This window comes from Spirochaetota bacterium, from assembly GCA_038043445.1.
Taxonomy (GTDB): Bacteria; Spirochaetota; Brachyspiria; order Brachyspirales; family JACRPF01; genus JBBTBY01.
This window is the reverse complement of record JBBTBY010000176.1, coordinates 1-12,922: the sequence shown is the minus strand read 5'-3', so window position 1 is coordinate 12,922 and position 12,922 is coordinate 1. Positions and strand designations below refer to the sequence as shown.

The 12,922-nt window shown below is 56.2% G+C and carries 12 protein-coding genes; 9 read left to right on the top strand and 3 right to left on the bottom strand.

Features of this window, described 5'->3' with window-relative positions:
- Both AABZ39_21165 and AABZ39_21160 read right to left on the bottom strand, forming a co-directional pair.
- Positions 1 to 883 (bottom strand): hypothetical protein (locus AABZ39_21165; GenBank protein ID MEK6797300.1); only part of this gene is annotated, 883 nt, incomplete at its 3' end.
- 99 nt (positions 884 to 982) lie between these two features.
- The gene (locus AABZ39_21160) at positions 983 to 1,591 is read right to left on the bottom strand and encodes a hypothetical protein (protein MEK6797299.1); all 609 of its coding nucleotides are present in this window, start codon (positions 1,589 to 1,591) and stop codon (positions 983 to 985) included.
- Between the two features lie 362 nt (positions 1,592 to 1,953).
- Here AABZ39_21160 and AABZ39_21155 point away from each other — a divergent pair, with 362 nt between their 5' ends.
- A complete protein-coding gene (locus tag AABZ39_21155; protein ID MEK6797298.1) occupies positions 1,954 to 2,361 on the top strand; it encodes a bacteriohemerythrin in 408 nt (135 codons plus the stop codon).
- Between the two features lie 15 nt (positions 2,362 to 2,376).
- Positions 2,377 to 4,377 carry an NAD-dependent DNA ligase LigA gene (ligA, locus tag AABZ39_21150; GenBank protein MEK6797297.1) on the top strand — a complete coding sequence of 667 codons (2,001 nt, stop codon included), beginning with the start codon at positions 2,377 to 2,379 and terminating at the stop codon, positions 4,375 to 4,377.
- Between the two features lie 90 nt (positions 4,378 to 4,467).
- Here ligA and AABZ39_21145 read toward each other — a convergent pair whose 3' ends face one another.
- The gene (locus AABZ39_21145; protein ID MEK6797296.1) at positions 4,468 to 5,805 is read right to left on the bottom strand and encodes a sulfatase-like hydrolase/transferase; all 1,338 of its coding nucleotides are present in this window, start codon (positions 5,803 to 5,805) and stop codon (positions 4,468 to 4,470) included.
- 171 nt (positions 5,806 to 5,976) lie between these two features.
- On the opposite strand from AABZ39_21145, the gene AABZ39_21140 reads away from it, so the two are divergent.
- From AABZ39_21140 to larC, 7 genes are all read left to right on the top strand, one after another.
- Entirely contained in the window at positions 5,977 to 7,194 is a 1,218-nt protein-coding gene (locus AABZ39_21140; GenBank protein ID MEK6797295.1) for a hypothetical protein, read from the top strand.
- Position 7,195: 1 nt separating this feature from the next.
- A complete protein-coding gene (locus tag AABZ39_21135) occupies positions 7,196 to 8,239 on the top strand; it encodes a hypothetical protein (protein ID MEK6797294.1) in 1,044 nt (347 codons plus the stop codon).
- 15 nt (positions 8,240 to 8,254) lie between these two features.
- Positions 8,255 to 9,997, top strand: coding sequence for a PQQ-binding-like beta-propeller repeat protein (locus tag AABZ39_21130; GenBank protein ID MEK6797293.1), 1,743 nt, complete (start codon positions 8,255 to 8,257; stop codon positions 9,995 to 9,997).
- Positions 9,998 to 10,102: 105 nt separating this feature from the next.
- The gene (locus AABZ39_21125) at positions 10,103 to 10,294 is read left to right on the top strand and encodes a hypothetical protein (protein MEK6797292.1); all 192 of its coding nucleotides are present in this window, start codon (positions 10,103 to 10,105) and stop codon (positions 10,292 to 10,294) included.
- The gene (locus AABZ39_21120) at positions 10,291 to 11,367 is read left to right on the top strand and encodes a hypothetical protein (GenBank protein MEK6797291.1); all 1,077 of its coding nucleotides are present in this window, start codon (positions 10,291 to 10,293) and stop codon (positions 11,365 to 11,367) included. Before AABZ39_21125 ends, AABZ39_21120 begins: the two co-directional genes overlap by 4 nt.
- Positions 11,368 to 11,378: 11 nt before the next feature.
- Positions 11,379 to 12,674 carry a homoserine dehydrogenase gene (locus tag AABZ39_21115; GenBank protein MEK6797290.1) on the top strand — a complete coding sequence of 432 codons (1,296 nt, stop codon included), beginning with the start codon at positions 11,379 to 11,381 and terminating at the stop codon, positions 12,672 to 12,674.
- On the top strand, positions 12,675 to 12,922 hold a 248-nt coding region (gene larC, locus AABZ39_21110), incomplete at its 3' end, for a nickel insertion protein (GenBank protein ID MEK6797289.1). It lies immediately after the preceding gene.

The following is a 12,922-nucleotide window of genomic DNA, read 5'->3' as shown; positions in this document are numbered from 1 at the left end:
GTGCGGAGGTTGAGGCTGACTGTGCGGAGGTTGAGGCTGACTGTGCGGAAGTCGACGCGGTATTTGTTGCTTCGGAGGTATTCGAATTCAAAGGGCGACGAATATCCGCAAGATCGCTTTCAGCCTTCCGCGCGTCCTCTGCGCCTGCTGCGCGGAATAAAATATCATATTCGCTGTTCGGATTCATGAGCGTAAATCCGCGGAGCTTCACCCTCGCTGCGGATGCATTGTCAATGGCTATCGTACGCATGCGATAGGAAGTGATGACATTCGTTATATTGAAGAGCAGCTCTTTCGGCTTGCCATTGGCAGCCACATAATCGATGCCGAGTATTACCGTGACCCCGTTCACGGCAGATGAATTTGATCCGGCGACAGGATACGGCACGACCGCTGCAGGAATGGCATTGCCCGCCCTCGACGAAAATTGCATCCGATCGAGAGCGGGGATGATGGTCTCCCCGTAGAGTATGGTCCCGCTGTAGATGATGCCGGTCATTTTTTCAAGATCGAAAGTCCCATCGAGATCATTCGATACGGCAGCACTCATCGATGCCGGCATTGCCGTTCTCGGGGCATATTTCGCGCGCAAGAGGACGACGAAGTACAGTTCTCCCTGCACGGTCATCTCCGGGGTAAGCGGCAGAAAAATACGGGACCGGGGCGTGAGGGTGAGCGTGTCTTTTCGAGGGAAAGCGCTCGCTTCGATCATGCCGATGAGCCGCTGCCGAGCGCTCACGCCTCCATGCGCCCCGTCGGGCTCATTCGCAAAACACCGCTGTCCGAAAACCGCAAGAAAAAAATACGCTGTCGCAGCGAACAGAACGCCCCGCAACACTGTCCTCAGCATTGCGGGGCGTTTATCATCACAGTATATCGGCACACTGTATCCCGTCGCACATATTCACGACGACACATGCCCGCACGGCGACGCCCTCAAGGGAAACTTCGCCATGCGATACGACAACAGAAAAACGGTATGCTACAAACTCAGCATCAATGCGATATTCAACGAAACATACAAGTTCCGTATCGAATCCGGCAGGAAGCCTTCAACCGAGACCGACGGGACTATGCTTACCGCCGGGCTGAGATTCGCCGTATAGCCGAAGCTGAGCTTTACGCTGGTAATATTTTCCATGGACTCAAGATGATAGGTTACGCGGGTTTTCACATTGAACAGACTGGCGTTGAGGTAGATATTCTGGTACAGACCGATGCCGGCATAAAAATCGCCGAGCAGCCAATTGACATTCAAGCCGATCGGGAGATAATTCGCTGAACCGGTCCCCACAAGGGTGGTGCTGGTGAGCAGGGCATTCGTCTGATTCGTTGTAAGCGTTGCACCGGACAGCGCGAGGCTCTTGAACCCGGCTTCGAGCGAGACACCGAGGAACGAGGTCAACGAAACCGAGCACACACCGGATGCGGTAAAGATGTCCGGTTTGCCGGAGATCGCATAGTCAACGAGAGCGACCTTCCCGCCGAGCTTGATCTTCATTTTCGAATCGGCTGCCGTGGTAGCGGCCTGACCGAACACTGTTAAGGTCGCCAGTGCAAAAACAGCAGAGAATAACACAACTTTCTTCATGACAATACTCCTATTGTTTGTTAAAGGGCGATAGGAATCTATCATGTATCACGATAAATGTCAAATTCACGGTCAAACCGTTACACTGTCAGTCAACCCGCCCGCGAGCGACAGTGTGTGAATTTCTATTGCGGTAACGCAGCGAAATAATTGCAAATGGCCATGATTAGCCAGACACGAATTACACTAATTTCCACGAATTATTCGTGTTTATTCGTGCAATTCGTGTCTATCCCTCTTAATCCGGCGTTAATCTATCGGTATATTTCACCTACAAAAAAATTCACTCACTGCGCGTCCCCGCTACTTGCCGAATGTATGAAAAATGTGTATAGTTGCCCCATCCATAGAAGGAGCGGACCATGGCATTGATAGACTGGAGCGATGGACTTTCCGTCGGCGTGACCGAATTCGACAACCACCACAAGAAGCTTATAGAGATAGTAAATCGCCTGCACGATGCGATGCGCTCGGGCAAAGCGTCCGATGTCATCGCAGGCGTGCTCACCGAGCTCATCAATTACACGAAAACACATTTCGCCGCCGAGGAAGCCCGCATGGAAGAGCACGGCTTCGGCGGACGTGCCGCACACATCGAGGAACACCGCGCACTTGTCGCCAAAGTACTCGATTTCGAATCGAAATTCCGGGCAAAGACGATACTCCTCTCGGTCGATATACTCAATTTCCTCCGCGACTGGCTCGCCACGCATATCATGAAGACCGATAAGCAGTACGGCCCGTTCTTCAACGGCAAGGGAATACGCTGACCGATACGGCGCATTATGAAGGAATCGGAAGCAAAAGAACGCATCGCAGAGCTCTCCCGCCTTATCGCTCATTATAATAAGCTCTATTACATCGACGACAATCCTTCCATAGAAGATGCCGAATACGATGCGCTCATGCGCGAGCTCGGGTCGCTCGAGAAAGAACACCCGTCGCTCGCAAAGGCGGATTCGCCGACACGCACTGTCGGGACAGCGGCAGCATCGCGTTTCGAGAAGTTCAAACACCCCTATCCGATGTTCTCGCTTTCCAACGTCATGAACGAGGATGAATTCCTCGAATTCCATCGGCGCATGCAGAAGGACACCGGGGCATTATCGATCACCTATACCATTGAAGAAAAATTCGACGGGCTTGCTGTGGAGCTCATCTACCACGGCGGAAAATTTGCTACAGGATCGACACGAGGCGACGGTCACGAGGGCGAATTGATAACCGCGAATATCATGACGATATCCAATGTGCCGAAGACCATTGCAGAAAAAAAAGAGCTTATCGTGCGCGGGGAAGTGCTCCTTACCAAGGCGGAATTCGAACGCATCAACCGCGAGCGCGAGGAGGCCGATGAACCGCTCTTCGCCAATCCGCGCAATGCGGCCGCCGGATCGCTCCGGGTGCTCGATGCGAACATCACGAAAGGACGAAAGCTCCGCTTCTTCGCATATCAGGTAGCCAATTACCGGGAAGTCTCGCTCACGGGCGAAGCGGCAACGATGGACTATCTCAAAAAGCTCGGCTTCGAGATATCGGACCGTATCAGGACGGTCGATTCCCCCGAGGCGGTGCTCGCAATGTACCGCGATTTCGAGGCGAAACGCCGTGAGCTCGCATACGAGATAGACGGCCTCGTCATAAAGGTCGATGATCACGCGCTCCAGGAAAAGCTCGGCGTCGTCTCGCGTTCGCCGCGCTACGCCGTCGCGTTCAAATTCAAACCCGTGGAAGCGATGTCTGTCATCGAGGAGATAGTCATACAGGTCGGGCGCACGGGTGCGCTCACGCCGGTCGCGAAGATACGCCCGGTGCCTGTCGGCGGCGTCATCGTTTCGAGCGTGACGCTCCACAATCCCGATGAGATAAAGGCGAAGGACATCCGCGTGTCCGACACCGTCGCTGTCGTACGTGCCGGTGATGTGATCCCGAAGATTCTGCGCGTGGACATCGCTCAGCGCAGAAGCGGTACCGAGCCGTATCACTTCCCCGACCGCTGCCCCGTCTGCAACGGAGAGACCGCTGTCACCGAGGGCGAGGTGATAGTCCGCTGCATCAACGACGCATGCCCGGCGAAAATACTCAAGACGATTGAACATTTCGTATCGAAGGACTGCATGAACATCGAGGGGCTGGGAAAGGAATTCGCCGCCGAGCTCGTGACAAAGGGCCTCGTGAAGGATTTCGCCGATATCTATCGGCTCACCGGCGATGACCTTTTCACCTTCGAGCGCATGGGCGATAAGCTCAGGGACAAACTTCTTACCGCCATCGAGAAGAGCAAGCGGACGACGCTTTCGCGTTTCATCTGCGCGCTCGGCATTCGTCATGTCGGCGAAGAAACGGCGGCACTCCTCGCCAAGCGATATAAGTCCATCGATGCGGTGATGACGCTCACCCATGATGACCTTATCTCCATGGATTCCATCGGCGAAGAGGGCGCGACGAGCATCGTGTCGTATTTCAGTGACAGGAACAATCGCGCACTGATAAAGGGCATGCTCTCGCTCGGCGTGACGCCTTCGCATGAGGAGATCATCGCCGTAGAATCGCCGCTCACGGGAAAGAACGTCGTCATCACCGGCAGCATCGAAGGATATACGCGCTCACAGGCAAAGGAAGCCGCCGAGCGTATGGGCGCGAACGTTCAGTCGGCGGTATCAAAGACGACGGACATACTCATCGCGGGAGAGGCCGCCGGGAGCAAGCTCAAGAAAGCGGCCGAACTCGGGACGAAGATCATTGATGCACCGGAATTCGTCGCGATCATCAAAAAACACATGTAGTCTCATTCAGCAGGCGGGGTCGCACGACCCCGCCTGCTGAAATTAAAAAAACACTCGGTATACAAACAACCGCTGCGGAAGCACAAATATTTACTCGTTATTTCCGTTCGTATCAGCTTTCTTCTTCTTTTTCTTCTTCGGTTTTCCCGAGCCAGCCGGAGCGATCTTCCCACCCGCCGGGTTCAGTTTTTTCAGTACGGCAGACAAGCGTTCTCTCGCCGCCATCGATCCCGCATCCTTCGCATCCGCCGCGATGAGCTTCTCCTCGAACGGCGCATTCGTCATATCGAACAGCGCCCCTGCCTCATTGAGCTTATAACCGCGCTCGCGCACATACCATGTGCTGCCGAGCTGGACGAATATCCAATCGCGTGGACTACCTGTCTGCCCGCGAAGCTGCGGGGCAAAACTCCTCCCGTCGAATATCTTTTCCTTCGGGAGCGAGGCGCCGGCAAGTTCGGCGAATGTCGCGTGAAAGTCGCTGAAGTCGGCCATGTCCTTACACACGGACGCGCGTGTCGTCCCCTTCCAGTTCACAATGAGCGGCACACGTGCACCGCCCTCGAGCATCGACCCTTTCGAGCCGTTTATCTGCTTTCCATAAATAGTCCCCGACTGCTTTGCCGTTCCATTATCCCCGGTGAAGAGTATTATCGTATTCTCTCGAATCCCGAGTTTGTCGACCTCCGCGATTATCTTCCCGACGAGCGTATCGAGATAGGCGATATTGTCCGCATAATAGTCCGTAGTCGCCGCTTTGCTGTCGGGGGTTTTCTGTATCGGGCCATGCACCAAGTGCGTCGGATAGTAGAGATAGAACGGGCCGTTCCTGCTGCGCCGCATGAAATCGACGGCGAAATCGTGATAGATGTCCGGGATATATGATTCTTCCTTGAGCTCTACGGTCTTGCCGTTCTTGATGTATGAATCCTTCCAATGCCAGCCGCCGGCGGTTTCATCGGTGGCCCATTCATCAAAGCCCCAGTCGCCGGGCGTTTCGCCGACCTGCCGCCATTTTCCCGAACAGCACGTCGCGTAGCCGGCCTGCTTGAGCATGCGCGCTATCGGGTATTCGTCCTTCGACTTCGGACCGATGCAGTCATCATCGCGCCAGGAATCGTTGGAAAGCCCGCCGGTACGGAAACCGTATCGCCCCGTGTTTATGACGCCGCGCGAGGGACCGCAGAGCGGCATGGAATAGCATGTCTCGAATCGCATGCCCGTACGTGCGAGGGCATCGATATTCGGCGTAAGGTCCTTATATTTGTCCGAACCATAACAGCCCACGCCGTCCAAGCCGTGATCGTCTGATAATATCAGGATGATGTTGGGCTTTTTCGATGCTGCTGCGGAAAGCCAGTCATGCGCACCCAAAGCCAATGCCCCCGCCGTCGCGGTCGTAAGAAAATCCTTTCGCGTCATGCCCATATCATGCCTCCTCGAAGATCACTTCCATATCTACCGCCGCACAGGGAAAACGACAAGTGTTCGACGCCATGAGATACGTAAAAGTTCCACTTGCATTTTTTTCGCTGGATTATACACTGATAAAATACCGGCATTGCGGGGCTCAGAAATACCATTTCAGGTCGTAGTCGTATGCGTATGCACAATGCCGTCATCGCCCTCTGCATATCCGCTGCCGCGCTGTCGTCCGCGGTCAAACAGCGCATCGCCGTAATGCCCTTCGGGTTCTCCGGCACCAATGACACCGGTCTCGTTCAATACGCGCAGAAGGTGTTCGAACGGGAAATAGACCGTACCGACGCGGTCAATCTCATACGTTCGCATCTGTGGAAGCGCTACGTCGCCGGCGCCCTGCCGACGCCGCGGGAAACTACTGCGCTCGCCGCGTTCGGTTTCGACGCCAAGGTCGAAGGTGTCATTTGCGGTTCCATTACGCTCGGCTCGAACATAATCGTGACCTATATCGTCCATGATGTTCTTTCCGGAACGAACATGGAAGAGCGCACGATACGTTCGGCGCAGAACGAAGAATTCTATCTGTCGCTTGAAAAGGCCGCGAGAGAGAGCGCACAGAAGATATCCCGCCATTTCACGCCGAAGGAACCGGAAGTCATCGTTCGCGAACGTACCGAGCGCAGGATACGTTCCCGCGAGGGGGCGATACGTGACCATTCGCTGCAATTATCCCTCGGCGGGGGACTGCCGGACCATGCCTTCCGTACGCCGTTCATGACAACGGTGGGCGGCGCAGTGACCAATGCGCCCAATCGCTACATCGATGCTCCCACAATGATCGCTGCGGGCATCTGCTATCGCTTCCGTCAATTCGGCATCGATATTCGCGGGCAGGCGGGTATCTTTCAGGACGCGTTCATCCTGGAATCACACGCGGATATTCACTGGTGGCTCATCCCCGACACCGTGGCAGTCGGACTCATGCCGCTTCTCATGTCCGTCAATGCGCAATTCGACGCACCGCTCGCCGCGGGCGGTTCTTTCCGCGCCCCCTACGATTTCAAGGCGCTTCGACTCTTTCTTTCCCTGCGGTGCAAGCCCAACGACTTCGTTAACTTCGGTATCGCATGGATGATACCCTATGTCGAATGGGGACGGCTTGTTTTCGCAGATAGAACAGTGCCCGCCGGCGTACCGGTACCATCCATGTCGCTCATATCCATGATCACGTTCTTCGATTTCCATATCGGCGGGGGGTTCGGCATACGCGCCGATATCACCATCTTGAGCATGGTCGCATGGGATGCGGCATTGGGTCATGCTGACGCAACCGACGGCGGAGTGACCATCTCATCGCTTTCGCTCTGCGCAACATACCGCTTCGGGTGGAATTGATATGAGATATTTCATCATCATCATAGCGCTGTCCGCATCGCTCTTCGCGGCGACGAACACGGCGCGTATCCGCACGGTCGCGCTTTTCCCCCTCATGAATCTTGCCGGCAGTGGACAGCTGTCGCATCTGGCCACATCGATCCCCAACTCGCTTTCGGTGTCCCTCGTCAATACCGGCGTTTTCACCGTGCTGCCGAAGGACCGTGTATCCGCCGCAGCCTCAGGCAGGAGCGATCTCGAAGCGGCGCTCGCCGCGGGAAGACAGCTTTCCGCCGACATCGTCATCATCGGGAGCTATCATACGTTCATGAACGCCATCGACATCAATCTTGAGGCTGTCGATGTGAAGACCGCACGCGTCGTCGTCACCGAAGGCTCGCGCGGGAAAACCGGCATCGAGCTTTTCGATATCATCGAGGCGCTTTCTGCGCGAATGGTCAAACGTATGACGACCGAGCTTCCACCCCTCGATGAATACCGCGTGGAAAAGAATGTCGTGCGCGTGGAGGATGTCTATATCAATGATCTCCGGAAAGACCATAAATTCGTCTGCGGCATCGGCTACTCGGAAGAATTCGTCTGGTGGCCGAATGATTATGCAACGTTCGGCACGAGTATACGCTTCGTCGGCGGTTACGGATACGGTCCGATATTCTTCGAGTTCAGCGGCGCACCGCAATTCATCGGCATAGATTCAGACTACGTATCCGATGTCAATGTCCGTGCGGGATGGCACTTCATTGCAGAAACCCTCGCCGTACGCTTTGACTTTCACTTCCCTTTCACATTCACCCTTCTCGCCAATGTGCTCTGGACACCCGTAAAGCGGCTCACCCTGAGCGCCGGTGCGGGGTACACGTTCGCCACAGCCATGCCCGATCTTCGGGCTACGGGAGTACCGAACCTGAAAGCGGGTGTGGAATGGCTCTTCCTCGGGGAGTACGGCATACGCGTGGAGGCGTATTTCGGGATGTACGATCTTTTCGGTGAACTCGTTACCGACCTTCTTGTCACCGAAACATTCATCATGCGATTCGATTTTTAGCACAAGGGGTATCACATGCGATCTGTCATCATTCTCATCATCGGAATGCTCATTCTCGGCTGCTCGGCCAAAAAAGAGGAGGCGGTGGTACTCGCCGTTACTGGCGATGTCACCGTTTCCCTCGCGGGTGTAAAGGCTACTCCTGTCTCTCAGGGAGAAACGCTTCCCGCACATGCAATGCTGCGTACCGGAACTGGATCGACGGCCGATATTCTCATAGGCAGATCGCATATCCGCATCACGGAGAATGCCGCGTGCTCCATAGATTCGCTCCACGGGGTAAAAAGCCCGGCGACGAAAATATCCCTTGCGAAAGGCGCCCTCTTCGCAAAGGTCGGAAAACTGATGAAAGATGAATCCGTTGTCGTGGAAACGCCTGTCATCATTGCGGCGGTACGCGGAACGGAATTTGCGGTCGCTGCCGGCGGCATCCGCGACAGCGTACTCGTGAGGGAAGGCAGCGTTGCCGTACGCATGAACCTGCCGCTTACCATGGATGCATTGAAAAAACTCCCCCCCGAAGCGCGAACGCTCGCCGGCAACGAGGTCGTCGTTGCGGCATCGTACAGTGTCACCGTGGAAGCGGCAACGATGAAGAACGCCGCAATGCAGCTTGAGGGCATGGCAAAAACGAATGCCCGCATCGATACGGCGATAATAACCGCCGTGAAGAACGATATGAAGCCGGAACCGCTTTCCCGGGAAAGTGTACGTGTGCTCAAGGAATTCGATGGCATGAACGATGCGGCGCCTTTGGAAGAGTCGACCGGCACGAACATCTCACAGAAGGCGGGGCGTGCAGAGGACACCGGAAAAGGCGATGTCCTATGGAAGACAACACTTCCCTCCGCGATAAAGTCCGATATCATACGTTCGGGTGATGACATCATCTGTGCGGCGAGCGACGGGACGGTACGCTGCATCGGCAATACCGGCGGCAGGAAATGGGAGTTCAGCATTCCCCGCGGCATCTCGGGATCGCCGGCAGCGGCCGACAATTGCGTGCTCATCGGCGGCAATGACGGCATACTCTACGCGCTGGCAAATGGTACCGGCGCTGTGCGCTGGAAAAAGGAGATCGGTACCATCATGTACGCAAGGCCGGCGGTGAGCGCATCAAAGGCATTCGCGGGTTCAAGCGATGGTCTTTTGACGGCACTTTCGCTCGCTGACGGCAAGACATTGTGGCAGTACACCGTGCTCGGGGGTATCTATTCCACACCGGCGATCGAAGGGGACAGCGTCTATTTCGGCGCGGAAGACGGACATCTCTACTGCCTCTCGGCTGCCGACGGTACACTGCGATGGAAATTCAAGACCGGAGCGCGCATACTGAGATCATCACCGGTCATTGCGCGCGGGACCATTCACATCGGAAGCACCGACGGTGCGCTCTACGCCGTTTCAATCGACGGCACACTGCGATGGAAATATCAGACGGGGGCGAAAATACTGGCCAGCCCCGCCGTTTCAGGGGATACGGCCTTTGCAGTCTCAACCGACGGGAATATGTATGCCGTACGCTCCGGTGACGGCACCCTTCTGTGGAAATATCCCCTCGGCGTGAAACCGGAAGCAACACCCGTCATCATCGATGAGCGCATCTATGTTCCCGGCGATGCGCTCGTCGTTCTGCGTATGAACGGCAGCGCGGCTTGGAAGAAAAGCCTCGGCCGTATAAGCAGCATGCCGGCATTCGGCAGAGGAAGCGTGTTCGTCGCAACCGAATCGGGGGATATCATCTCGCTTTCCCGCTGAGAACGCTTCCCGAACGCGCAAAGACCGGAAAAAGCCTCGAAAACTTGACATTTACACCTGTCGCGGTATACTTCATCCAATCTTTTTCACACCCGGAGTCCCACCATGAGCGAAACGACCGATAAAATGTCCAAAAATAACTGGCTCATGTTCGGGGCCGGTATCGCCGTCCTTGCGTTCGGTTTTTTTCTCCTGAACCTCGTCGGGCGGAACCCCGAAGGCCCGCTCGGGTTTTTTGCGCCCGTGACGATACTCGCCGGCATCATCATCACTACCGTTGGATTTCTCATCAAATGAGGGCATGCGTCCTCATAATCTTTTGCGCCGCACTTTCCTTCGCCGCCTACCGCCCGTACGATTATGTGCTCTCCGGTTCGCGTTCGACCGGCATGGGGGCCGCCGGTACGACACTGCTCGCTTCCCCCGAATCCGTCATCTATAATCCCGCCGCGCTCTCGCGTATCAGCTGGGGCGAATTCTTTTACGAAGCGCTCGCGGTCGTGCGTATTCAGCGGCTGGCGACGTACAGCTATGACGTACGCTTCGATTATGTCTATTTCACCGGTGCGACCATACCCGTGCCCGATACGTCATTGACATTCGCCGTGAGCGTATCCACGCTCTTCAGCGAGAACGAACGCCCCGGCATTGCGGATAAAGGCCGCTGGCTGACGTTCAAGGAAATAGGTTTCTCCGCCGCGTTCAGCCCTTTACCCACGCTCGCCCTCGGCATTACCGTGGGGCCGGTGATAGGTCTTGACAACGGAACGATAGCGGTCTCCGGCGTCGTGCATGCGGGCATGCTCGCCAATCCGCTCCCGCCATGGCTCATCGGCCTTTCATTCACTTCGCCGATACCGATATCCTGGGCATCCTACTACGGCTCGGTACGCGTTGAGGAAGTGCTCCCCTATTCCGTGCGCCTGGGCAATTCCTGTTTCATTACGCCGGACATCGGCCTCTACCTCGACCTGGAATTCCAGGGCTGGCACGCCGCATCGTTCACCGCGGACGGCGTGGTGAACCGCATCGACAACAGGGGCGAGGTCATCGCATTCGCGAAAACGTTTCACCCCCATATCGGCGTCGAGTTCTACGACAGGAACGCCATCGCCAATAATCTCGGCGGCGGCGTGTGGCGCTTCGGCTTCTTTACGCGCTCATCGTTCACCGCGTCCGGCGACAGCGAATCGCGATACATGCTCACGTTCGGCACGACGGTGTTCGCGGGCAAGTTCATCCGTTTTTCGGCGTCGATGAACGATTCGTTCCTCCTGGGCCAGCTCATCAATCCGTCGGTAACGGCCATAGAGGAATTGCGCGTGACCATTGAGATCAATCTCGGCATATTGAGCGGGAAATCGGCATAACGGGGCGGCACATGGAGATCAATGCAGGGCTTATCGGTTTCGGCACTATCGGCACCGGGGTGCTTCGTCTCCTCGCGCAGTACCGCGACATGCTCGAACGCCGGAGCAGCATATCCATACGCGTGAGCCGCATCGCCGACATCGATACGACGCGCGACCGCGGGGTGTCCCTCGACGGCATAACGCTCACCGCCGACTACGCAGATATCATCGCGGACAAATCCATCGACGTCGTGATCGAGCTCATCGGCGGAACGACCATCGCCTACGAAGTGGTGAAAAAGGCGCTCGCGGCGAAAAAGCATGTCGTCACCGCGAACAAGGCGCTGCTCTACGCCTACGGCGAAGAGCTTTTCGCGCTCGCGGCGAAGAACAAACGGGAACTGCGCTTCGAGGCGTCGGTGGCAGGCGGCATCCCCATCATACGCGTCGTCACCGAGGGGCTTGTCGGCGACAGGATAACCACGCTCTACGGCATCGTCAACGGCACGACGAATTTCATTCTCACAAAAATGCTCGATGAGCGTTGGGATTTCGCCGCCGCGGTGAAAGAGGCGCAGAAGCTCGGCTTCGCGGAGGCCGATCCTACGCTCGATATCAACGGCAATGATGCCACGCATAAGCTCGGCATACTCGCAAGCGTCGCCTTCAATGCGAGCGTCGACCGACGGAACATCTACACCGACGGCATTGAGAACATCAACATCAAGGATATGCTCTACGCGGACGAGCTCGGCTATACGATAAAGCTCCTTGCGATAGCGAAGCAGCACACGAACGCGATGGAACTGCGCGTGCATCCGACGCTCATACCCAAACGATGCAATCTCGCGAGCGTGGCCAACGAATACAATGCGATACGGCTTGAATCGGAATTCCTCGGCATTTCCCATTACATCGGACGCGGCGCGGGCGCGAACCCCACCGCCACCGCGGTCGTGAGCGATCTCACCGACCTCGCGCTCTCCGTGGTACAGAAGCGCGAGTTCAATGCGAGCCGCTACACGCCGTTCAATCAGCTCCGTACGATACGCTACACCGATTTCGAATCGCGGTTTTATCTGCGCATCAACACGTTCGAACGGCCCGGGATACTCGCAACGATTACCAAGGTACTCGGCGACCACAACATCAGCATTTCCTCCGTGGTGCAGAAGGAAGTGCATGAGGACCAGAGCATTCCCATCGTATTCCTTACGCATCGGGCGAAGGAGAAGGACCTTCGCGACGCGATCACCGTCATCGACGGACTCGATATCATACGGGAAAAGACCATCGTCTTTCACGTCGAAGATATAAACTCGTAAATGGCGACCCTCTACTTCGACTGCTCCGGCGGCGCCGCCGGCGACATGATACTCGCCTCGCTCCTCGCGCTCGGTGCGCCGCGTGATGTGCTCGATGCGGGCGTATCGCGGCTGGGGTTGAACGCACATGTCAAGACCAATGACGTGAAACGCAATTCCATCGCGGCTATGCTCGTGAATGTCGATGGCGGACATCATGCACATGCGCAGACTCCCCATAGTCCGCACGTATCACCGAACGCAGCCTA

Coding starts and splice junctions, on each gene's coding strand:
- AABZ39_21160 (MEK6797299.1), bottom strand. CDS start 1,591: ATGAAGAAAGTTGTGTTATTCTCTGCTGTTTTTGCACTGGCGACCTTA.
- AABZ39_21155 (MEK6797298.1), top strand. CDS start 1,954: ATGGCATTGATAGACTGGAGCGATGGACTTTCCGTCGGCGTGACCGAA.
- ligA (MEK6797297.1), top strand. CDS start 2,377: ATGAAGGAATCGGAAGCAAAAGAACGCATCGCAGAGCTCTCCCGCCTT.
- AABZ39_21145 (MEK6797296.1), bottom strand. CDS start 5,805: ATGGGCATGACGCGAAAGGATTTTCTTACGACCGCGACGGCGGGGGCA.
- AABZ39_21140 (MEK6797295.1), top strand. CDS start 5,977: ATGCGTATGCACAATGCCGTCATCGCCCTCTGCATATCCGCTGCCGCG.
- AABZ39_21135 (MEK6797294.1), top strand. CDS start 7,196: ATGAGATATTTCATCATCATCATAGCGCTGTCCGCATCGCTCTTCGCG.
- AABZ39_21130 (MEK6797293.1), top strand. CDS start 8,255: ATGCGATCTGTCATCATTCTCATCATCGGAATGCTCATTCTCGGCTGC.
- AABZ39_21125 (MEK6797292.1), top strand. CDS start 10,103: ATGAGCGAAACGACCGATAAAATGTCCAAAAATAACTGGCTCATGTTC.
- AABZ39_21120 (MEK6797291.1), top strand. CDS start 10,291: ATGAGGGCATGCGTCCTCATAATCTTTTGCGCCGCACTTTCCTTCGCC.
- AABZ39_21115 (MEK6797290.1), top strand. CDS start 11,379: ATGGAGATCAATGCAGGGCTTATCGGTTTCGGCACTATCGGCACCGGG.